The organism is Microbacterium sp. ARD31, assembly GCF_031844425.1.
In genome coordinates this window covers 14,026-35,281 of the sequence record NZ_JAUZVE010000066.1, presented here as the reverse complement: position 1 = coordinate 35,281, position 21,256 = coordinate 14,026, and the positions used below count along the sequence as shown (strand labels likewise).

18 protein-coding genes are annotated in these 21,256 nt (G+C 71.3%); 16 read left to right on the top strand and 2 right to left on the bottom strand.

Going from position 1 to position 21,256, the window contains the following annotated elements; genetic code table 11:
- Positions 1–105: 105 nt before the first annotated feature.
- The 3 genes from groL to Q9S36_RS46955 all read left to right on the top strand — a co-directional run bounded on the left by groL (position 106) and on the right by Q9S36_RS46955 (position 3,317).
- The gene (gene groL / locus Q9S36_RS46965) at positions 106–1,734 is read left to right on the top strand and encodes a chaperonin GroEL (RefSeq protein ID WP_311291612.1); all 1,629 of its coding nucleotides are present in this window, start codon (positions 106–108) and stop codon (positions 1,732–1,734) included.
- Positions 1,735–2,035: 301 nt separating this feature from the next.
- Positions 2,036–2,698 carry a hypothetical protein gene (locus Q9S36_RS46960; protein ID WP_311291611.1) on the top strand — a complete coding sequence of 221 codons (663 nt, stop codon included), beginning with the start codon at positions 2,036–2,038 and terminating at the stop codon, positions 2,696–2,698.
- A gap of 91 nt (positions 2,699–2,789) precedes the next feature.
- Positions 2,790–3,317: a hypothetical protein gene (locus Q9S36_RS46955; protein ID WP_311291610.1), complete on the top strand. Its 528-nt coding sequence runs from the start codon at positions 2,790–2,792 to the stop codon at positions 3,315–3,317.
- Positions 3,318–3,348: 31 nt separating this feature from the next.
- Here the strand turns inward: Q9S36_RS46955 and Q9S36_RS46950 are convergent, their stop codons facing one another.
- Positions 3,349–4,746 (bottom strand): MFS transporter, encoded by a 1,398-nt coding sequence (locus tag Q9S36_RS46950; RefSeq protein ID WP_311291609.1) that lies wholly within the window; start codon positions 4,744–4,746, stop codon positions 3,349–3,351.
- Positions 4,743–6,101: a nitrate/nitrite transporter gene (locus Q9S36_RS46945; protein WP_311291608.1), complete on the bottom strand. Its 1,359-nt coding sequence runs from the start codon at positions 6,099–6,101 to the stop codon at positions 4,743–4,745. Before Q9S36_RS46945 ends, Q9S36_RS46950 begins: the two co-directional genes overlap by 4 nt.
- A 237-nt stretch (positions 6,102–6,338) precedes the next feature.
- Between Q9S36_RS46945 and Q9S36_RS46940 the strand changes: the two genes are divergently transcribed.
- The 13 genes from Q9S36_RS46940 to Q9S36_RS46880 all read left to right on the top strand — a co-directional run bounded on the left by Q9S36_RS46940 (position 6,339) and on the right by Q9S36_RS46880 (position 21,158).
- A complete protein-coding gene (locus Q9S36_RS46940; protein WP_311291607.1) occupies positions 6,339–10,037 on the top strand; it encodes a nitrate reductase subunit alpha in 3,699 nt (1,232 codons plus the stop codon).
- A gap of 20 nt (positions 10,038–10,057) precedes the next feature.
- Complete coding sequence (narH, locus tag Q9S36_RS46935; protein WP_311291606.1) at positions 10,058–11,722, top strand: nitrate reductase subunit beta; 1,665 nt, start codon at positions 10,058–10,060, stop codon at positions 11,720–11,722.
- Positions 11,722–12,420: a nitrate reductase molybdenum cofactor assembly chaperone gene (gene narJ, locus Q9S36_RS46930; protein WP_311291605.1), complete on the top strand. Its 699-nt coding sequence runs from the start codon at positions 11,722–11,724 to the stop codon at positions 12,418–12,420. Before narH ends, narJ begins: the two co-directional genes overlap by 1 nt.
- On the top strand, positions 12,417–13,145 hold the full coding sequence (narI, locus tag Q9S36_RS46925) for a respiratory nitrate reductase subunit gamma (protein ID WP_311291604.1): 729 nt from the start codon (positions 12,417–12,419) through the stop codon (positions 13,143–13,145). Before narJ ends, narI begins: the two co-directional genes overlap by 4 nt.
- Positions 13,146–13,148: 3 nt before the next feature.
- Entirely contained in the window at positions 13,149–13,619 is a 471-nt protein-coding gene (locus Q9S36_RS46920; protein ID WP_311291603.1) for a hemerythrin domain-containing protein, read from the top strand.
- A gap of 15 nt (positions 13,620–13,634) precedes the next feature.
- A complete protein-coding gene (locus Q9S36_RS46915; protein WP_311291601.1) occupies positions 13,635–13,967 on the top strand; it encodes a cupin domain-containing protein in 333 nt (110 codons plus the stop codon).
- 12 nt (positions 13,968–13,979) lie between these two features.
- Positions 13,980–14,525: a nucleotidyltransferase family protein gene (locus tag Q9S36_RS46910; protein ID WP_311291600.1), complete on the top strand. Its 546-nt coding sequence runs from the start codon at positions 13,980–13,982 to the stop codon at positions 14,523–14,525.
- 41 nt (positions 14,526–14,566) lie between these two features.
- Positions 14,567–15,433 (top strand): MoxR family ATPase, encoded by an 867-nt coding sequence (locus tag Q9S36_RS46905; protein WP_311291599.1) that lies wholly within the window; start codon positions 14,567–14,569, stop codon positions 15,431–15,433.
- Positions 15,430–16,569: a VWA domain-containing protein gene (locus Q9S36_RS46900; protein WP_311291598.1), complete on the top strand. Its 1,140-nt coding sequence runs from the start codon at positions 15,430–15,432 to the stop codon at positions 16,567–16,569. Before Q9S36_RS46905 ends, Q9S36_RS46900 begins: the two co-directional genes overlap by 4 nt.
- Positions 16,562–17,695 (top strand): XdhC/CoxI family protein, encoded by a 1,134-nt coding sequence (locus tag Q9S36_RS46895; protein WP_311291597.1) that lies wholly within the window; start codon positions 16,562–16,564, stop codon positions 17,693–17,695. Before Q9S36_RS46900 ends, Q9S36_RS46895 begins: the two co-directional genes overlap by 8 nt.
- Positions 17,696–17,762: 67 nt before the next feature.
- Complete coding sequence (locus tag Q9S36_RS46890) at positions 17,763–18,668, top strand: hypothetical protein (RefSeq protein WP_311291596.1); 906 nt, start codon at positions 17,763–17,765, stop codon at positions 18,666–18,668.
- Between the two features lie 91 nt (positions 18,669–18,759).
- Entirely contained in the window at positions 18,760–19,983 is a 1,224-nt protein-coding gene (locus Q9S36_RS46885; RefSeq protein ID WP_311291595.1) for a transcriptional regulator, read from the top strand.
- Positions 19,984–20,096: 113 nt separating this feature from the next.
- Positions 20,097–21,158: a ScyD/ScyE family protein gene (locus tag Q9S36_RS46880; protein ID WP_311291594.1), complete on the top strand. Its 1,062-nt coding sequence runs from the start codon at positions 20,097–20,099 to the stop codon at positions 21,156–21,158.
- Positions 21,159–21,256 lie beyond the last annotated feature (98 nt).

The window sequence follows — 21,256 nt, the reverse complement described above, 5'->3', positions numbered from 1 at the left end:
GAACCCGACGTGAATGGATCGCCGGGGGAGCGGGTCGTCCGTCGCGGGCAGCCCACCAGGCGTCGTACACCACCAGACTCACGTCGATAGGAATCGCGAAGAGTTATGCCGAAGCTGATTGCTTTCAACGAGGAGGCCCGCCGCGGCCTCGAGCGGGGTATGAACACCCTCGCCGACGCGGTCAAGGTCACCCTGGGCCCCAAGGGCCGCAACGTCGTCCTGGAGAAGAAGTGGGGCGCCCCCACGATCACCAACGACGGTGTCTCGATCGCCAAGGAGATCGAGCTGGAGGACCCCTACGAGAAGATCGGCGCCGAGCTGGTCAAGGAGGTCGCCAAGAAGACCGACGACGTCGCCGGTGACGGCACGACGACGGCCACCGTCCTGGCCCAGGCCATGGTCCGCGAGGGCCTGCGCAACGTCGCGGCCGGCGCGAACCCGATGGGTCTCAAGCGCGGCATCGAGTCCGCCGTCGCCGCCGTGTCCGAGCAGCTGCTCAGCATGGCCAAGGACGTCGAGACCAAGGAGCAGATCGCGTCCACCGCGTCCATCTCCGCCGCCGACACCACCGTCGGCGAGATCATCGCCGAGGCGATGGACAAGGTCGGCAAGGAAGGCGTCATCACCGTCGAGGAGTCCAACACCTTCGGGCTGGACCTCGAGCTGACCGAGGGCATGCGGTTCGACAAGGGCTACATCTCCGCCTACTTCGCCACCGACCTCGAGCGCATGGAGGCCGTGCTCGAGGACCCCTACGTCCTCATCGCCAACTCCAAGGTCTCGACGGTCAAGGACCTCCTCCCGCTGCTGGAGAAGGTCATGCAGTCCGGCAAGCCGCTGCTGATCATCGCCGAGGACGTCGACGGCGAGGCGCTGTCGACCCTGGTCGTGAACAAGATCAAGGGCACCTTCCGCTCCGTCGCCGTCAAGGCTCCGGGCTTCGGTGACCGCCGCAAGGCCATGCTGCAGGACATCGCGATCCTCACCGGCGGCCAGGTCATCTCCGAGGAGGTCGGCCTCAAGCTCGAGTCCGCCGGCCTCGAGCTGCTCGGCCAGGCCCGCAAGGTCGTCATCACCAAGGACGAGACCACCATCGTCGAGGGTGCCGGCGACCAGGGCCAGATCGAGGGCCGGGTCAACCAGATCCGCGCCGAGATCGAGAAGTCGGACTCCGACTACGACCGCGAGAAGCTGCAGGAGCGCCTCGCCAAGCTGGCCGGCGGCGTGGCCGTCATCAAGGTCGGCGCGGCCACCGAGGTCGAGCTCAAGGAGCGCAAGCACCGCATCGAGGACGCCGTCCGCAACGCCAAGGCCGCGGTCGAGGAGGGCATCGTCGCCGGCGGTGGCGTCGCCCTCGTCCAGGCCGGTGCCGAGGCGTTCGCCAAGCTGGAGCTGACCGGCGACGAGGCCACCGGTGCCAACATCGTCAAGGTCGCCATCGAGGCCCCGCTCAAGCAGATCGCGGTCAACGCCGGTCTCGAGGGTGGCGTCGTCTCCGAGAAGGTGCGCAACCTCGAGGCGGGTCACGGCCTCAACGCCGCGACCGGTGACTACGTCGACATGATCGCCGAGGGCATCATCGACCCGGCCAAGGTCACCCGCTCGGCCCTGCAGAACGCCGCGTCGATCGCCGCGCTGTTCCTCACCACCGAGGCCGTCGTGGCCGACAAGCCCGAGAAGGCGCCGGCCATGCCCGGCGGCGACATGGGCGGCATGGGCGGCATGGACTTCTGATCCACCGCACCACCCAGCACCACAGCGAGGCCCCCGCTCCGGCGGGGGCCTCGCTCCATTTCCGGGGTGGTCCCCCGTGTCGTACGCCCAGTGAGCCCGAGTCGCGCACGTGCGGCAGAGGTGGCCCTCGGACGACCGGCCTGAGGGGCCATGAGCGCCGCACGTGCGCACACGTGTTCGAGCTGTCGCCCTTCACGGACCATCCCGGGGCGACTTCTCGGACATGTGTGGCTGCACGCCGGGATGCCCGAGCACGTATCGACATCCGCGTCGCTCGGGCCCCCGCTGGTAGGAATGACGCATGCGCCTGCCCGTGCCCGGTCCCCGTGACGTGATCTCAGCGCTCGAGCGCGGCGGAGGGCAGGTCGAGGCCCTCCTGGGTGCCGTGCCACGCGTGCTCGCGCTCCTCGATCGCGCAGAGGCGGTGCTCGACCGGGCCGAGACCATGGTCGGCCGCGCGGGGACGACCATCGGCAACGTCGAGGCCGTGGTGGAGGCCGCAGCCGTGGAGGTCGCCCGTGTCAGCGCCGTCGTCGACGCCGCTGCCGGGGAGGTCGAGCGCGTGGCCGCGGTCGTGGACGGGGCCGTGCTGGAGTCGGCGCGGGTCGCCACCGTCGTCGACGTCGCGTCGACCGGGACCGCCCGCATCGCCGCGCTGATCGACGACCTCGAGCCGTCCCTGACCAAGCTCCAGCCGACGCTCCGGGTCCTGGCCGACACCACCCATCCCGACGAGGTGGCCGCGCTCGTGACCCTCGTCGACCACCTGCCCGCGCTCACCGACCAGGTCGAGCGCGACCTGCTGCCGGTGCTGAAGACCCTCGAGTCGGTGGCGCCCGACCTCCACGACCTGCTCAACGTCTCCCGCGAGCTCAACGAGATCCTCGGCAAGATCCCCGGCATCGGGAGGATCAAGCGTCGCGTGGAGGAGGAGGACGAGGAGATCGACGCGGCGACCCGCTGACCCGCTCCGGTGGAACCCGGCCCCCGCGGCCGGCGTCCAAGACGGTGTGGCACGGTGGACGACCACCGGCCCGGTCCCGCCAGGAGGAATCGTGAACACCCGCCGAACCCGCAGCGCCCTCGCCGTCCCCGTGCTCGTCCTCGCCCTCGCGGGGATGTCCGCGTGCGGCTCCGACGACTCCGACGTGATCGCCGCCGACACCTCCGAGACCACCTCCGCCACGACCTCCGAGACGACCTCCGAGACGACCTCCGAGGCCCCGGACGCGTCCTCCGAGCCGGTGGAGCTCACCGTCGACGCGACCGCGGCCGGCAAGTGCGCGGTCCCCTCGGCCGAGACGCTGTCCACCTTCGACACCGCCTTCGCCGGCACCGTGAGCTCGCTCGAGGACGGCACCGCGACGCTCGCGGTCGACGAGTGGTACGCCGGCGGCGACGCCGCCACGGCGACGGTCGCCACGCCGGAGCAGGACCTCGCGGCGCTCCTGATGGCCGTGGATTTCGAGAAGGGGAAGTCCTACCTGGTCAGCGCGACCGACGGCCGGGTGACCCTGTGCGGCTTCACCGGCGAGACCACGCCGGAGCTGCAGGCGCTGTACGACGAGGCGTTCGCCGGCTGACCCGCCGCCGGACGCCCCGTCGCAGGCGTGGTCAGCTCGGCCGCGGGGCGCCCTTGCGCGCGTAGCGCACCCAGGTGATGGCCACGCACATGACCGCCCAGGCCACGCCGATCGAGTAGAACACGGTCGGACCGAGGGTCGTCACGCCGACGCCGAAGAAGAACGGGCCGAACGCCGCGATCGCCGCCGTCCACCCGATCACGCCACCGGCCTGCCGGCGCTCGAAGATCATCGGCATCTGCTTGAAGGTCGAGGCGTTGCCGATCCCGGCGAAGAGGAAGATCGCCAGCATGCCCCAGAGGAACTGGTCGAAGCCGGCCTCCAGCGTGGCGGCCGAGGTGGTGTCGGGCGTCAGCGCCGGGATCGTGTAGGCGATCGACGCGATCAGCCCCAGACCCGACACGAGCGTCCACTTCGCGCCACCCATCCGGTCGGTGAGCGGAGCGAACACCACGCGCGCACCGGCGCCGACCAGCGGCCCCAGGAAGACGTACTTCACCACGTCGGGGACGGCGTAGCCGTCGATGAGCACCGTCGCGTCGGCACCCGTGCCCTGCACGATGTCACCGTTGCCGATGCCGTAGAGGTTGGCCATCAGCAGGCCGAACTGTGCGGCCAGCCCGGAGAAGGTGCCGAAGGTCATGATGTAGAGCAGCGTCATCAGCCACGTGTCGGTGTTGCCGAAGATGTCGAACTGCTGGCGCACGTTGGCCTTGATCGGGACCGACTTCAGCATCGTCCACGCGAGGAGTGCGGAGACCACCATGAGCGGGATCCAGATGAAGGCGGCGTTCTGGTACCAGACCTCCTGCGGCTCCTTGCCGGGCATCGTGATGGTCTGGCTCCCGCCGAAGAAGGCGAGCCACGAGAAGCCGATGAGGTAGGGCGTGAGCAGCTGGACGAGCGAGACCCCGAAGTTCCCGAGGCCGGCCTGCAGGCCGAGTGCCGTGCCCTGCTTGGACTTGGGGAAGAAGTACGACGTGCTCGGCATGAAGCCGGAGAAGGCGCCACCACCGACACCGGCCAGGAAGGCCAGCGTCATAAGCTCCCAGTACGGGGCCGTCGGCTCCTGGACCCGCACTCCCCAGCCCAGGGTCGAGAAGATCAGCAGCAGCGTCGTGAGGGTGACCATCTTGCGCGTCCCCAGGATGGGCGGGAGCACCATCCACACGAGCCGGAACAGGCCGGCCGACAGGCCCGGCATCGCCGCCATCCAGTACAGCTGCGTGGTGGAGAAGGAGTAGCCGAGGGGGTTCAGCTTGGGGATGAGGGCGCTCGGCAGGAACCAGGCGACGAAGGCCAGGGTGAGGGCGAAGGTGGTGACCCAGAGGGTGCGCCACGCCAGGGGGGAGTCCCAGGTCTCCTCGTTCTCGGGGTCCCAGGCCTCCAGCCACTCGCCGCTCCTGCGCGGCTGTGCGTCGGTCGTCATGCGCGTGCCTCCTCAGGCAGTCGTTCGTGGGTCGGGGCCGGCGCGAGCCGGTGGTCGTCGTGCGGGCTCTCGAGCCGGTGCGCGAGCTCCGGGGACTCGGTGTTGAGCATGTGGACCACGGTCCAGTGCATCCAGACCGCGCACACCAGGGTCAGCACGAAGAGGACGAAGAAGGTGCTGGAGGGGAAGCCCGACCACGCCTTGGTGTAGGCGAACAGCGGCGGCAGGAAGAACCCCCCGAGGCCGCCGAGCATCCCCACCAGGCCACCGACGGCGCCCACGTTGTGGGGGAAGTACTCCGGGATGTGCTTGAAGACCGCAGCCTTGCCGACCCCCATCGCGCAGCCCAGCGCGAAGACGAGGAGCGCGAAGGGCGCGAGGCCGATGCTGTAGGCGAGGTGCTCGCTCTGGGAACCGTCGGGGTGGCTGATGACGATGTGCCCGTTGGGCATCATCAAGATGCCCGTCACCAGCAGCATCGCGCCGAACGTCCAGTACATGACGCGCCGGGCGCCGAAGCGGTCGGACAGGTGTCCGCCGTAGGGCCGCAGGAGGCTGGCCGGGAAGATGTACGTCGCCGTCAGCAGCGCCGCGGTCTGGAGCGACACGTCGAAGTTGTCCATGTAGTAGGTCGGCAGCCACGCGGCCAGGGCGACGTAGGCACCGAATACCGCGACGTAGTAGAGGCTGAAGCGCCACACCCGGATGCTGCGCAGGGGACGCACCTGCTCGCGCAGCGGCTGTCCCGTGCCGGGGGCGATGTCGTTGCTCGGCGTGCCGAACCAGACCAGTGCGGCCATCAGCACGAGCAGCACGGCGTACACCACGGGCACGAGCCGCCAGCCGCCGTCGACCACGCCGAAGTAGCTCGCGCCGGCCGTGCCGGCGATGAGGGGCGGGCCGATGAACTTGGTGACCGACGCGCCGACGTTGCCGGCGCCGAACAGGCCGAGGGCGAAGCCCTGGTGCTCGCGCGGCTGCCATGCGGAGTTCCACGCAATGCCGGCCGAGAAGGCGTTGCCGGCGAAGCCGACCAGGAAGGCGAGCACGAGGAGCGCGCCGTAGGACTCGACACGCGAGACGAGGAACGCCGGGACGGCCGTCGCGAGCAGCAGGGCGGTCATCACCTTGCGGCCGCCGATCCGGTCGGTGACCATGCCTGCCGGCAGGCGCCAGAGCGATCCGTTGAGGGCGGCGGCTGCCACGATCCACGACAGCTGGACCTCGGTGAGCCCGAACTCCTCCTGGATCGGCTTGCCCAGGATCCCGAACATCAGCCACACGGCGAACATCAGGGTGAACGCCACGGTGGACAGCCAGAGCACCCGGTTGCGACCGGGCTGGTGCTCGCTCATCTCGACTCCTCCGGGACCGTCGTGCGCGGTCCCCACCAGGAAGACTCTGAGGGATCTGGACGGCGTTGTGCAGGTCCGCGGGACCAAGTAGGGACCAAGTAGGGACCTAAGTCCCGACCTTGGTGACCTTGTGCCGCTTCGGGCTGTCGATGGTGGCAATCGGTCGCGGCTCCTGTCTATGGTCAGGCTCGTCGGACTGCCCTGCGTTCCCACGAACCAACGCCCGGAGGCCACCGCATGACCCTCGAAAGCTCCCTCACGTCGGCACTGATCGGCAGTCGCCGGTTCTTCACCAAGGCGGAGGTGAGCGACGACCTCCGGACCCTGCACAAGTCGGGCGGTCGCGAGGGCGACGTGTTCTACCGCGAGCGCTGGAGCCACGACAAGGTCGTGCGCTCCACCCACGGCGTGAACTGCACGGGGTCGTGCTCGTGGAAGGTCTACGTCAAGGACGGCATCATCACCTGGGAGGCGCAGCAGACCGACTACCCCAGCGCCGGCCCCGACCGCCCGGAGTACGAGCCGCGCGGCTGCCCGCGCGGTGCGGCGTTCAGTTGGTACACCTACAGCCCTACCCGCGTGCGCTACCCCTACGTCCGGGGCGTGCTGCTGGAGATGTTCCGTGCCGCCAAGCAGCAGTACGGCGACCCGGTGGTGGCCTGGGGCTCGATCGTGCAGGACGAGGAGAAGGCCCGGCTGTACAAGAAGGCGCGGGGCAAGGGTGGCCTGGTGCGGGCGACCTGGGACGAGGTGGCCGAGATCGTCGCGGCGGCGCACGTCTACACCGTCAAGCGGTGGGGTCCCGACCGCATCGCCGGCTTCTCGCCGATCCCGGCCATGTCGCCGGTCTCCTACACGTCCGGCGCGCGCTTCCTCGAGCTCATCGGCGCGCCGATGCTCTCCTTCTACGACTGGTACGCCGACCTGCCGAACGCGTCGCCGCAGATGTTCGGCGACCAGACCGACGTCCCCGAGTCGGGGGACTGGTGGGACGCCGGCTACCTGATGATGTGGGGCTCCAACGTCCCGATGACCCGCACGCCGGACGCCCACTGGATGACCGAGGCGCGCTACCGCGGGCAGAAGGTGGTCGCGGTCGCACCCGACTACGCGGAGAACGTGAAGTTCGCCGACGAGTGGGTCAGCCCGGCGCCCGGCACGGACGGCGCGCTGGCCATGGCCATGGGCCACGTCGTGCTCAAGGAGTTCTTCGTCGACCGCACCACGCCGTTCTTCGAGGCCTACGACAAGCAGTACACCGACCTGCCGCACCTGGTGTGCCTCGAGCCGGGGGAGGACGGGGCCTACCGTCCCGGCAAGTTCCTCGTCGAGGGCGACCTCGGCGGCACCAGCGAGAACGCGATGTGGAAGCCGGCCGTCATCGACGCCGGCACCGGGGAGGTTCGCATCCCGCACGGCTCCATCGGCGACCGGTACGGCGACGAGGGCCTGGGCCACTGGAACCTCGACCTCGGCGACATCGACCCCGCCCTCAGCATGTACACCGACCACGAGGGCGGCACGCGCGAGTCCGTCGAGGTCGCGCTGCCCCGCTTCGACGCGCCGGGCGGCAAGGTCGTCCACGAGCGCCGCGGGGTGCCTGTCGCCCGCGTCGGCGACCGTGTCGTCACGACCGTGTTCGACCTGCTCCTCGCCCAGTACGGCGTCGGGCGCCCCGGGCTGCCGGGCGTGTGGCCGCGCACCGACGACGCCGACCCTCGCGGCTACGACGACCCCGAGGTCCCGGCCACCCCGGCCTGGCAGGAGCAGCACACCGGGGTGCCGGCCGCGCAGGTCGTGCGGCTGGCCCGGGAGTGGGCGCAGAACGCCGTCGACACCGAGGGTCGCGGCATGATCCTGCTCGGGGCGGGCGTGAACCACTGGTTCCACTCCGACCAGATCTACCGCGCCATCCTGCTGCTCACCACGATCACGGGCACCCAGGGGCGCAACGGCGGCGGGTGGGCCCACTACGTCGGGCAGGAGAAGATCCGCCCGATCATGGGCTTCCAGCACATGGCCTTCGCCCTGGACTGGCACCGCCCGCCGCGGCACATGAACCAGACGGCGTACTGGTACGTGAACACCTCGCAGTACCGCTACGACACCTTCTCCGCCGACGACCTCGACGCCGGGACGGGTGTCTTCGCCGGGAAGACGGTCATGGACCTGCTGGCCCAGTCGGTCCGGCTCGGGTGGTCGCCGTCGTACCCCACGTTCGACCGCAGCAGCCTGCAGCTGGCCGACGACGCCGAGGCGGCCGGCATGGAGGTCCCGGCCTATGTCGCGCAGCAGCTCAAGGAGGGCAGCCTCCGGTTCGCGGTCGAGGACCCCGAGCACGAGGACAACCACCCTCGGGTGCTGTCGCTGTGGCGCTCCAACCTGCTCGGCTCGTCGGCGAAGGGCAACGAGTACTTCCTGCGCCACCTGCTCGGCACCGACTCCTCGGCCACGGCCGTCGAGGCGCCGCCGGACAAGCGACCGACGGACGTGGTCTGGGCAGAGAAGGCGGCCGAGGGCAGGCTCGACCTGCTCACGACGATCGACTTCCGGATGACCTCCTCGACGATCTTCAGCGACGTCGTGCTGCCGGCGGCCACCTGGTACGAGAAGCACGACCTCTCCACCACCGACATGCACCCCTTCGTCCACTCCTTCAACCCCGCGATCGCGCCGCCGTGGCAGACGAAGTCGGACTGGGACACCTGGAAGGTCATCGCGAAGAAGTTCTCCGAGCTCGCCGAGACCCACCTCGGCACCCGCAAGGACGTCGTCGCCAAGCCGCTGTGGCACGACACCCCGGAGGCGATGGCCACCGAGCACGGGGTGGTCAAGGACTGGAAGACCGGCGAGGTCGACCCCGTCCCGGGCAAGACCATGCCGGTGATCGCGGTGGCCGAGCGCGACTACACCGCCATCTACGACAAGATGACGTCGATCGGTCCGCTGATGGAGAAGGTCGGCATGCTCACCAAGGGCGTGGCCTACGACGTGAAGCGGGAGATCGACGTGCTGCGCACCCGCAACGGCGTGGCCCGCGGCGGCGCCGGCGACGGCCAGCCCAGGGTCGAGACCGACGTCCAGATGGCCGACGCGATCCTGCACCTGGCGGGCGTCTCCAACGGTCACCTCGCCACCCAGGGCTTCCGCTTCCTGGAGAAGCGCACCGGCACGGAGCTCGCCGACCTCGCCGCCGAGCACGAGGGCAAGCAGATCACCTTCGCCGACACGCAGGCGCAGCCCGTGCCGGTCATCACCTCACCGGAGTGGTCGGGCTCGGAGTCCGGAGGGCGGCGCTACAGCCCGTTCACGATCAACATCGAGCGCAAGAAGCCGTTCCACACCCTCACCGGCCGCCAGCAGTTCTACGTCGACCACGACTGGTTCCTCGGGATGGGCGAGATGCTCCCGGTCTACCGCCCACCGCTCGACATGACCGCCCTGTTCGGCGAGCGGCCGATCGGTGAGCAGAACGAGCTGGGTGTCTCGGTCCGCTACCTGACGCCCCACAACAAGTGGTCGATCCACTCCGAGTACCAGGACAACCTGTTCATGCTCTCGCTCTCGCGCGGCGGGCAGTCGGTGTGGATCTCCGACCGCGACGCCGCGAAGGTCGGGATCCGCGACAACGACTGGATCGAGATGGTCAACCGCAACGGCGTCGTGGCGGCACGCGCGATCGTCAGCCACCGGATGCCGGAGGGCACGGTCTACATGCACCACGCCCAGGACCGGCTCATCGACGTACCCCTCACCGAGCGCGACGGCAAGCGCGGGGGCATCCACAACAGCCTCACGCGGGTGCTGCTCAAGCCCAACCACATCGTCGGCGGCTACGCCCAGCTCGCCTACTTCTTCAACTACATAGGCCCGATCGGCAACAACCGCGACGAGGTCACGATGATCCGCAAGCGGACCGCCCCGGTCGAGTACTGAGCAGGAGAGGAGAGACTGACATGCGCGTGATGGCCCAGATGGCGATGGTCATGAACCTCGACAAGTGCATCGGTTGCCACACCTGCTCGGTGACCTGCAAGCAGGCGTGGACCAACCGCACCGGCACCGAGTACGTCTGGTTCAACAACGTCGAGACCCGGCCCGGGCTCGGCTACCCCCGGACCTACGAGGACCAGGAGGAGTGGCAGGGCGGCTGGGTCCGCAAGCCCAACGGCCGGCTGGCACTGCGCGCCGGCGGGCGGGTGAAGAAGCTGCTGAGCATCTTCTCCAACCCCAAGCTGCCCTCGATCGACGACTACTACGAGCCGTGGACCTACGACTACGAGACGCTCACCAGCTCGCCGCAGACCGACACCTTCCCCGTGGCGCGGCCCAAGAGCCTCATCTCCGGCGAGGACATGAACGTCGAGTGGTCGGCCAACTGGGACGACGACCTCGGCGGCTCCCAGGAGCACGCCGCGCGCGACGTGATGCTCAAGGGCATCGAGGACAAGGTGAAGCTCGAGTTCGAGCAGACCTTCATGTTCTACCTGCCCCGCATCTGCGAGCACTGCCTCAACCCGTCGTGCGCCGCGTCGTGCCCCAGCGGCGCGATCTACAAGCGCGCCGAGGACGGCATCGTGCTGGTCGACCAGGACCGCTGCCGCGGCTGGCGCATGTGCGTCTCGGGCTGCCCGTACAAGAAGGTCTACTTCAACCACAAGACGGGCAAGGCCGAGAAGTGCACCTTCTGCTACCCGCGCGTCGAGGTGGGGATCCCGACGGTGTGCTCGGAGACCTGCGTGGGCCGGCTGCGCTACATCGGCCTGGTCCTCTACGACGCCGACAAGGTGCTCGAGGCCGCGGCGATCGAGGACGAGCACGCGTTGTACGACGCCCAGCGGGCGTGCTTCCTCGACCCGGAGGACCCGGCCGTCCAGCGGGCGGCCGAGCAGGCCGGCATCCCCGGTGACTGGGTCGAGGCGGCCAAGAAGTCGCCGGTGTGGGCGCTGATCAACCGCTACGAGGTCGCGCTGCCGCTGCACCCGGAGTACCGCACGATGCCGATGGTCTGGTACATCCCGCCGCTCTCGCCGGTGGTCGACGTCGTGCAGGAGACGGGCGAGGACGCCGAGGACCGCGGCAACCTCTTCGCCGCCATCGACACCCTGCGGATCCCGGTCGAGTACCTCGCCAACCTCTTCACCGCGGGCGACACCGCCCCGGTCGACAAGGTGCTCAAGCGGCTCGCGGCGATGCGCTCCTACATGCGCGACATCAACCTCGGTCGCGACCCCGACGAGTCGATCCCGGCGGCGGTCGGGATGAGCGGGGAGGAGATCTACGAGATGTTCCGGCTGCTCGCGATCGCGAAGTACAACGAGCGCTACGTCATCCCGCCGGCACACGCCGAGCAGGCGCACGCCCTCGAGGAGCTGGCGACCGACTGCGCCGTCGACTTCGACGCGGCCGGCTCGTACTACGACCAGGCGCTGCTCGGCGAGGGTGCCGGCTACCCGACGCCCGTCGCGGTGGAGAACTTCCGGATGCTCCAGGACCGGCAGACCTCCGACACCGTGGCGGCACCGGACGACAAGGCCAGCCGCGTCAACCTGCTCAACTGGGACGGCAAGGGCACGCCCGAGGGCCTGTTCCCGCCGCGCCACGAAGGAGGGGAGCGGTGATGTTCCGACGACGCGCCCGCTCCGGGCCCGACGAGCAGGCCCGCCGCGTGTGGGCGGTCTGCTCCGCGGTGCTGGACTACCCCACCGCCGAGCTGGTGTCGGCGGTGGACGACCTCGAGGCGCTCGTGCCCGACGACCCGCACCTGCCGGCCCTGCTCGCGCACCTGCGGTCCACCCCGCTCGAGCAGCTCCAGCAGGACTACGTCGCGACCTTCGACCACACGCGCAAGTGCGCGCTCTACCTGACGTACTTCGCCTACGGCGACACCCGCCGCCGTGGGGCGGCGCTGGTGCGCTTCAAGGAGGCCTACCGGGCCGCCGGCGTCGAGTGGGCCGACGAAGGCGAGCTGCCCGACCACCTCTGCGGCGTGCTCCAGCTCGGCGCGACCGTGGACCCCGGCACGACGTGGCAGCTGCTCACCGAGCACCGCGCCGGTGTCGAGATGCTCCGCCTCGCGCTCACCGGCTGGCGCAACGACGACGGCACGACCGGTTCTCCCTGGGCGGCGGCGCTGCTCGCCGTCTGCGGCACCCTGCCCGTGCTCGAGGGCGCCGAGGCCGACGCCGTACGCCGCCTGGTCGAGCAGGGCCCGCCGGCCGAGGAGGTCGGCCTGTCGGGCTACGGCGCCGACCCGGCCCTGGACACCGGCCCCGCCCTCATCGCCTCCGCCTCGATCCCCGTAGGAGCACCACGATGAACGTCTTCCTGTGGGTGATCGTGCCCTACCTCTGCCTCGCGGTCTTCGTGGTCGGGCACGTCTGGCGCTACCGCTACGACAAGTTCGGCTGGACGACCCGCTCCTCGCAGCTCTACGAGAACCGGCTGCTCCGGCTCGGCTCGCCCCTGTTCCACTTCGGGATGCTGGGCGTCGTCGGCGGTCACGTCATCGGCCTGCTGGTCCCGCGCTCGTGGACCGAGGCGGTGGGGGTCGACGACCACCTCTACCACTACGCCGCCGTCATCGGCGGCCTCGTCGCCGGCGTGATGGCCCTCGTGGGCATGTCGATCCTGGTCTACCGCCGGCGCACCGTCGGCCCGGTCTTCTCCGCGACCACGCCGATGGACAAGGTGATGTACGCCTTCCTCGGCGCCGCCATCGTGCTGGGCATGTGGAACACCATCGCCGGCTCGATCTTCAGCCTGGGCGGGGAGTACAACTACCGCGAGGGCGTCTCGGTCTGGTACCGCTCCTTCCTCGCCTTCCAGCCCGACGCCGACCTGATGGCCGAGGCGCCGATCGGCTTCCAGCTGCACGCGCTCGTCGCCTTCGGGCTGTTCGCGCTGTGGCCGTTCACCCGCCTGGTGCACGTGTTCTCCGCGCCCGTCGGCTACCTCACCCGTCCGTACGTCGTCTACCGCTCCCGCGACGACCGCCCGCTGGGCAACGCCGCCACGCGTCGTGGGTGGGACCGGGTCGGCTGAGCCGTGTGCCACTACTGCGGCTGTCGGCAGATCCCGCTGATCCGCGACTACATTGCCGAGCACGAGCTCGTCCTCGACCTCGGCAACCGGGCCTTGGAGGAGGCCGGCCGGGGCGCGCTCGACGACGCCCAGGCCACCGTCGCCGAGATGCGGGCCGAGCTGCTCTCGCACTGGCAGGGCGAGGAGGAGGGCGTGTTCGCCCTGATGCGCGGCGACGAGCTCTACCGCCAGCACATCGACCCGCTGATCGCGGAGCACCGCGAGCTCGACGCGCTCCTGGCTCGCCTCGACCTGACCCGCGCCGACGACCGGGTGCGGCTGCGCGAGGAGGTGGACGAGCTGAAGGTGCACATCTCCAAGGAGGAGGACGGGATCTTCCCCGTCACCCTCGTCGAGTTCAACGGACCCGAGTGGGACCTCGCCATCGCGGCCTGGGAGCGGGCCCACCCCGGCCGCACCATCGCCGTCGACTGAGGCCCGGGAGGACCCATGCAGACCACGTCCCTGACCGCCCTCGCCGCCGCGCAGCTCGAGGTCGCCCGCGCGGCCAGCGCCGGCCGGTCGGCCGTCACCGTCCACGGCGGTCGCGAGCACGACCTGCGACAGACCCTCATCGCGATGACCGCCGGCACCCGGCTCGGCGAGCACGAGTCGCCCGGCGAGGCCACCTTGCAGGTGCTCGAGGGCGAGGTGACGCTGCACGCCGGCGACGAGGCCCACGACCTGCGGGCGGGGGAGCACGGCGTCATCCCGCCGCAGCGCCACGACCTCGTCGCACGCACCGACGCGGTCGTGCTGCTCACGGTGGCCACCCGGGCCTGAGAGGCTGGGGCCATGACGGTCGGGCTCCTCCTCGCTGCCGGTGCCGGTGAGCGGTTCGGCGGCCCGAAGGCGCTCGCCCGGGACGACGACGGCACCTCCTGGCTGCTGCGGTCCGTGCAGGCGCTGCGCCCGTGCGCGGAGATCGTGGTGGTCCTGGGCGCCGAGGCCGAGCAGGCGGCAGCGCTGCTGCCGATGTCGGTCGTGCGCGTGCGTGCCGAGGACTGGGCCGACGGGATGGGTGCCTCGCTGCGCGCCGGGCTGGAGGCGCTAGGACCCACCGGCCACGACGCGGCGCTCGTCTCGCTCGTCGACCTGCCCGACGTCGACGCGGCCGTGGTCGCCCGGCTGCTGGGCCACGGCTCCGGGAGCGACGTCCTCGCCCGGGCGGCGTACGACGGCGTCCCGGGGCACCCGGTGCTGCTCGGACGCGACCACTGGGACGGGGTCGTCGCGACCGCTGTCGGCGACCGCGGTGCGCGTGACTACCTCGCCGCCAACGAGGTCGCGCTGGTCGAGTGCGGCGACCTCGCCACCGGCGCCGACGTCGACGCAAGGTGACCCAACGTCCGGCCAACGTGGTGGGTCGTAGCCTCTGGGGCATGGACTCCGCCGCTGACGTGGCCGCCCGGCTGGGCGCGACCGGATACCTCGCCGACGACGAGCTCGCCACGGTCGTGTTCCTCGCCGCGCGCATGCAGCGGCCGCTGCTGCTCGAGGGCGAGCCGGGCACCGGCAAGACCGCGCTCGCCGAGGCCCTCGCCCAGAGCCTCGGGCTGCCGCTCGTGCGGCTGCAGTGCTACGAGGGCATCGACGCCAGCCAGGCGCTCTACGACTGGGACTTCCCGCGCCAGATCCTCCACCTGCGTGCCCTCGAGGCGGCCGGGGACGTCGACTCCGACGAGGCCGAGAAGAGCCTCTACGACGAGCGCTTCCTGCTCTCGCGGCCGGTGCTCGCGGCGCTGCGCCAGGCGCCGGCCGTGCTGCTCGTGGACGAGGTCGACCGTGCCGACGACGAGTTCGAGGCGTTCCTGCTCGAGGTGCTCTCGACGTGGCAGGTGACCATCCCGGAGTTCGGCACCGTCACCGCACCCGAGCCGCCGCTCGTGGTGCTGACCTCCAACCGCACCCGCGAGCTCCACGACGCCCTCAAGCGCCGCTGTCTCTACCACTGGATCGACCACCCGGGCCTCGAGCGCGAGGTCGAGATCGTCCGCTCGCGGGCGCCGGAGGTCAGCGAGGCCCTGGCCCGGCAGGTGGTCGGGCTGGTCCAGCAGCTGCGCAGCCGCGACGACCTGCTCAAGCCGCCCGGGGTGGCCGAGACGCTCGACTGGGCGCGGGCGCTGACCTATCTCGGCACCACCGAGCTCGACCTCGCCTCCGCCGCGGCGACCCTCGGCGCGCTGCTGAAGTACCGCGAGGACGCCGACCGGGTGCGGGCCGCGCTCGACCGGATGATGTCGCGATGAACCACCCCGCGACGAGGAGCGGCGATCGGTCCGCCGACGAGGTGCTGCTCGCCTTCACGCGGGCGCTGCGGGCCGCAGGGGTGCCGGTCACCCAGGACCGCGCACACGGCTTCCTGACCGCGGTCGCGACGGTCGGCCTCGACGACCGGCAGGCGACCTACTGGGCCGGCCGCGCGACCCTGTGCGGCTCGCCCGACGACCTGGCCCGCTACGACCAGGTGTTCGCGGCGTGGTTCGACCCCCGCGACGGCCTGCCGCGGGCCCGGCCGCGGGCGACCCCGCGCCCGGCCACGGCACACCTGCTGCCCGACGCCGAGGGCGCCGGTGGCGAGGGCGACGGCGAGGAGGACGTGGTGCGTGCCGCGGCCTCGGCGACGGAGGTGCTCCGCCACCGCGACGTGGCCACCCTGGACGCCGCGGAGAAGCGACGCCTGGACGCGATGTTCGCGCGGCTGTCGCTGCGCCCGCCGGGTCGTCGTACGGCACGGCACCGGAGGTGGCACCGCGGACGGCTCGACGCCTCGCGCACCCTGCGCGCGTCCCTGCGCCAGCTGGGCGAGCCCGCCGAGATCGCGTGGCGTCGCCGGGGCGTGCGCCCCCGGCGGGTGGTGCTCCTGGTCGACGTGAGCGGGTCGATGAGCGCGTACGCCGACGCCCTCCTGCGCCTGGCCCACCGCCTGACCCAGTGTGGGCGCGCCACCGGTGCGAGCGTCGAGACCTTCACCGTCGGCACCCGGCTCACCCACGTCACCCGCGCGCTGCGCTCGCCCGACGCCGACCGGGCGATCGTCGCCGCGGGCGAGGTCGTGCCCGACTGGTCGGGCGGCACGCGGCTGGGGGAGACGCTGCGGGTGTTCCTCGACCGCTGGGGACAGCGGGGGATGGCGCGCGGCGCCGTCGTCGTGGTGTTCAGCGACGGCTGGGAGCGCGGTGACGCCGGCCTGCTGGGTGAGCAGATGGCCCGCCTGCGGCGGGTCGCGCACCGCGTCATCTGGGTGAACCCGCACCGCGGCAAGGCGGGCTACGAGCCGCTCCAGGGCGGCGTGGTGGCGGCGCTGCCCCACTGTGACGACTTCCTCGCCGGCCACTCGCTGGCGACGTTCGCCGACCTGACGGAGGTGATCGCACGTGCGTGACGTGCTGCCCGAGCTGATGGCGTGGTGGGAGGCCGGCGAGACCGTCGGCGTGGGCACCGTGGTGGCCACGTTCCGCTCCGCGCCCCGGCCGGCCGGCGCCTCGATGCTCGTCGGGCCCGACGAGACCGCGGTCGGGTCCGTGTCCGGCGGGTGCGTCGAGGGCGCGGTCTACGACCTCGCCCAGTCGGTGGTCGCCTCCGGCGAGCCCGTCCTCGAGCGGTACGGCGTCTCCGACGACGACGCGTTCGCGGTCGGGCTGACGTGCGGCGGGATCCTCGACGTGTTCGTGGAACGGGTCTCGCGGGACACGTTCCCCGAGCTCGGCGACATCGCCGCCGACGTGGAGGCCGGCCGGCCGGTCGCGCTGGCGACGGTGATCGAGCACCCCGACCCGGCCCGGCTGGGCCGGCGGATGGTCGTGCGCCCGGACGTCCCCGCGGAGGGCAGCCTGGGGTCCGAGCGTGCTGATGCGGCGGTCCACGACGACGTGCTCGGCCTGCTCGCCGCCGGCTCCAACGCCACGCTCACCTACGGTCCCGATGGCGAGCGTCGCGGCGAGGGGATGCGGGTGTTCGTGTGGGGCTTCGCGCCCAAGCCGCGGATGCTGGTCTTCGGGGCGATCGACTTCGCGGCGGCCGTGGCCAAGGTGGGCTCGTTCCTCGGCTACCACGTCACGGTGTGCGACGCCCGTCCGGTGTTCGCCACCACGTCGCGGTTCCCCGGCGCCGACGAGGTGGTCGTGGACTGGCCCCACCGCTACCTCCGGGCCGAGCTGGACGCCGGGCGGATCGACCGCCGCACCGTGCTGACCGTGCTGACCCACGACCCCAAGTTCGACGTACCCCTGCTCGAGGTCGCACTGCGCCTGCCCGACGACGTACGTCCTGCCTACATCGGGGCGATGGGATCGCGACGCACCCACGACGAGCGCCTGGACCGTCTCGTCGAGGCCGGCCTGTCCGAGGCGGAGATCGCGCTGCTGTCCTCGCCGATCGGGCTCGACCTCGGCGCGCGGACGCCGGAGGAGACCGCGATCTCCATCGCGGCCGAGATCGTGGCGCGGCAGTGGGGCGGGTCGGGGGAGCGGCTGGCGACCACCGAGGGCCGCATCCACCACGACGACTGACCTCCGCGGATCTCCTACCACGCCCTCGAATTGGGCGCTCGGGCGGGTCTCGCCTATGGTCTTCGGGATGTTTTCGCTCGCCGTGCCGCCCCGTGTCCTCGTCCGTCCCCTCGTCTCCGTCATCGCCGCGCTCCTGCTGGTCGCGGGGCTGACGTGGTCGACCACCCCGGCCCAGGCGGGCGACCGGTCCAGCAAGCCGGCGGCGGCGTACGCCTCGGGTGCGCGCTTCAGCGTCGCGACGCTCAACCTGAAGAAGGGCATGCGGGTCGCGGGCATGCGCCACGACATCGGGCGGGTGCTCGAGGGGCGGCCCTCGGTCATCGGGTTCCAGGAGCGGCTCTTCAGCCGGCCCGCGCTGCGCGCGGCCCTGCCGAAGTCGTGGACCCTCCTGATGCCGAGCGGCCCGACCGGCACCGATGACAACCCGATCGCCTTCGACAAGCGCGTCTGGAAGCTCCAGAAGACCTGGTCCGCCCTGCTGACCGGCACGACCTGGCGGCGCCAGAGCGGCCGCATCGCCCACGACCAGTACGGCGTGGTCGCGGTGCTGCGGCACCGGAAGACCGGCCACACGATCCGCGCGGTGAGCTTCCACCTGCCCAACCACCTCCACAACCGCCGCACGGGCGGCCCCAACTACGCCAACCGCGGCGGCGTGCAGGCGATGTGGCGGATGGCCCACCGGATCCGGGCGCTGGGGCAGAACGCTCCGGAGGACCACCAGTTCGTCGCCATGTGCGACTGCAACGTCACCGCCGACCGGGACACCACCGACGCCCTCCTGAAGGGCCGGATCATCAAGCCGCTGGGCCTGAAGTCCAACTACGCCGTCAAGGGCCGTGGGCCCGGCTCGGGGATCGACTACGTCCTGGCCGAGCGCGGTGAGCCCTACCGGATCAAGACCTACCGGTCCTACACCGACCTCGTCACCGACCACCCCGGCGTCGTGGGCACCTTCGTCCGACGTCGCTGAGTCCGCCTGCGGCGAACCTTGACGTGGTTTCCCTGTTGCGAGCGTCACACCCGGGCTAGGTTGGCGGCGATCCCCGGGACCCGGAGCCGCCATGACCAGCGAAGACCTGCACGCACGCCGCGTGGACGCCGTACGTGCCTGGACCCGCTTCGTCGCCGACGGCGACGAGCAGGCCGAGGCGGTGCGCCCGGAGATCCTCAGCAGCTGGCAGCTCTCGGGCGTGGTCTCGCCCGCCGTCACCCAGGCCCCTCTCGACGACGAGGGCGCGACGGCTGACTTCTGGAACGCCTCGCCGCTGCAGACCGCGGTGATGCGGGTGCAGGACGAGCTGCGCCGGACCGCCGAGGACGGCGACCTGGTCATCGCGGTCACCGACGAGCAGACCCGGATCCTGTGGACCTACGGCGGCCGAGTGATGCGCCGCAAGGCCGAGACCGTGAACTTCGTGCCGGGCGGTCGCTGGGACGAGCGCAGCGTCGGCACCAACGCGCTGGCCATCGCCGGGCGGACCGCTGCGCCGTCGATGGTGTTCAGCGCCGAGCACTACGCCGAGGTCGTGCACAACTGGGTGTGCTGGGCCGCCCCGGTCTTCGACCCGGTGACGGGCCGCTCCCTCGGGGTCATCGACCTGTCGACGACGTGGGACCGCACGCACCCGATCGGCCTGGCGACCGCGCGGGTCATGGCCCGGCTCATCGAGGGCGCCCTCCCGACCGACCGCCGCCGGGTGGTCGGCGGCGCCGACGGCCCCGACGAGCCGGGGCTCGTGCTGACCCTGCTCGGCACGGCGGAGGTCTGGCTCGACGGCAAGCGGCTGCTGCTCAACCGTCGCCAGACCGAGATCCTGGCGCTGCTGGCCCTGCACCCAGCCGGGTTGTCCGTCGAGCACCTCCACTCGCTGCTCTACGGCGATGCCGCCGTGACCACCTCGACGCTCAAGGCCGAGGTGTCGCACCTGCGGGCCGCGCTCGCCGGCCAGCTGTCCTCGCGGCCCTACCGGCTCACCATGCCGGTCGCGACCGACGTGGAGGAGGTCCAGCGGCTGCTCCGCCGCGGTGACGTCCGCGCCGCGGTGCAGGCCTACGGCGGCGACCTGCTGCCCGGCACCGAGTCGCCGGCGCTCGTCCAGATGGGCGACTACCTCGCGGTGAGCGTGCGCGAGGCCCTGCTCGCCAAGCCCGATCCCGACGCCGTGCTGCGCTACAGCGACCTCGCCCCGTACGACACCGCGGTCGTGGAGGCGTGCCTCGCCGCACTGCCCGTGCACCACCCGGTGGCGCCGTTGCTGAAGGGACGGCTGGCCGCCGCGCGCTGACCCGGACCCAATGTTGGGGAAATCGGCAAGGGCTCTTCCTCTCGTCGACACCGAGGCGAATGCTTCCGTGAGCGCCGCACGGAGGGACGCGCGGCCTCAACGAGGGAGAACGCATGCTCACAACACGACGCTGGACGGCTGCCGGTGCGGTCGCCGTCCTCGCAGGCAGCCTGCTCGCCAGCCCCCTGGCGGGAGCGGCGGTGGCGCCGGAGCCGACGAAGGTGGCGAAGAAGCTCGTCTCGCCGCTCAGCATGGTCGCCGCCGGCGACGGCACGCTCTACGTCGCCCAGAACTTCGCCGGCCTGCTCACCGCGATCGAGCCGGGGCGCAAGCCGCAGGTGGTCTTCAAGGCGCCGAAGGGCACCGAGGTGGGCGCCCTGTCGGAGTCCGGCGGCGTCGTCCGCCTGGCCACCACCGCCGGCAAGAAGACCGCGCTGTGGACGATGCGTCCCGGCGGTGCGCCGAAGAAGCTCGCCAACCTGTGGAAGTACGAGAAGACCGAGAACCCCGACGCCGAGCAGGCCTACGGGTTCACCGACCTCGACGCCGCCTGCCTCGCGCAGATGCCGCCGGAGGTCCCCGGCGCCTACACGGGCATCAAGGAGTCGCACCCATACGGCTCCGTGGTCCGCCGCGGGACGACGTACGTCGCCGACGCGGCGGCCAATGCGATCTTCGCCGTCGACGCCGACGGCGACGTCTCGACCGTCGCCGTGCTCCCGCCGGTGCCGGTGACGGTCACCGCCGAGGCCGCGGCCGCCAACAAGCTCCCGGCGTGCACCGTCGGCCACGCCTACAACTTCGAGCCGGTGCCGACCGACGTCGAGGTCGGCAAGGGCGGTTGGCTCTACGTCAGCCTGCTGCCCGGAGGACCCGAGGACGGCAGCACGGGTGCCAACGGCATGGTGGTGAAGGTCAAGGCGAAGACCGGCAAGGTGCGCACCGTCGCCACCGGCCTCGCCGGGGCCACCGGTGTCGCCGTGGCCGACAACGGTGACGTCTACGTCGCCCAGCTGTTCGGCATGCAGGTCTCGCGGATCAAGCACGGCACGACCGACCTCAGGACGTACGCCGAGGTGGCGATGCCGGCCGCGGTCGAGTGGGCCGACGGCGACCTCCTGGTCTCCGCCAACGTCCTCTCCGACCCGCCCAAGGGGATGATCCTGAAGTACTGACCGCTGCTGCGAGCCAGCCTCCGGGCGTGCGGGGTCGGTCCAACCATCGACCAACCGTCGCGGCCTAGCGTCGGGCGAGAGTGATCCACCTCACACGC

Coding starts and splice junctions, on each gene's coding strand:
- Q9S36_RS46905 (WP_311291599.1), top strand. CDS start 14,567: ATGGACTCCGCCGCTGACGTGGCCGCCCGGCTGGGCGCGACCGGATAC.
- Q9S36_RS46880 (WP_311291594.1), top strand. CDS start 20,097: ATGCTCACAACACGACGCTGGACGGCTGCCGGTGCGGTCGCCGTCCTC.
- Q9S36_RS46915 (WP_311291601.1), top strand. CDS start 13,635: ATGCAGACCACGTCCCTGACCGCCCTCGCCGCCGCGCAGCTCGAGGTC.
- Q9S36_RS46950 (WP_311291609.1), bottom strand. CDS start 4,746: ATGACGACCGACGCACAGCCGCGCAGGAGCGGCGAGTGGCTGGAGGCC.
- Q9S36_RS46960 (WP_311291611.1), top strand. CDS start 2,036: ATGCGCCTGCCCGTGCCCGGTCCCCGTGACGTGATCTCAGCGCTCGAG.
- Q9S36_RS46940 (WP_311291607.1), top strand. CDS start 6,339: ATGACCCTCGAAAGCTCCCTCACGTCGGCACTGATCGGCAGTCGCCGG.
- Q9S36_RS46900 (WP_311291598.1), top strand. CDS start 15,430: ATGAACCACCCCGCGACGAGGAGCGGCGATCGGTCCGCCGACGAGGTG.
- Q9S36_RS46945 (WP_311291608.1), bottom strand. CDS start 6,101: ATGAGCGAGCACCAGCCCGGTCGCAACCGGGTGCTCTGGCTGTCCACC.
- Q9S36_RS46910 (WP_311291600.1), top strand. CDS start 13,980: ATGACGGTCGGGCTCCTCCTCGCTGCCGGTGCCGGTGAGCGGTTCGGC.
- narI (WP_311291604.1), top strand. CDS start 12,417: ATGAACGTCTTCCTGTGGGTGATCGTGCCCTACCTCTGCCTCGCGGTC.
- narH (WP_311291606.1), top strand. CDS start 10,058: ATGCGCGTGATGGCCCAGATGGCGATGGTCATGAACCTCGACAAGTGC.
- Q9S36_RS46890 (WP_311291596.1), top strand. CDS start 17,763: ATGTTTTCGCTCGCCGTGCCGCCCCGTGTCCTCGTCCGTCCCCTCGTC.
- Q9S36_RS46885 (WP_311291595.1), top strand. CDS start 18,760: ATGACCAGCGAAGACCTGCACGCACGCCGCGTGGACGCCGTACGTGCC.
- groL (WP_311291612.1), top strand. CDS start 106: ATGCCGAAGCTGATTGCTTTCAACGAGGAGGCCCGCCGCGGCCTCGAG.
- narJ (WP_311291605.1), top strand. CDS start 11,722: ATGTTCCGACGACGCGCCCGCTCCGGGCCCGACGAGCAGGCCCGCCGC.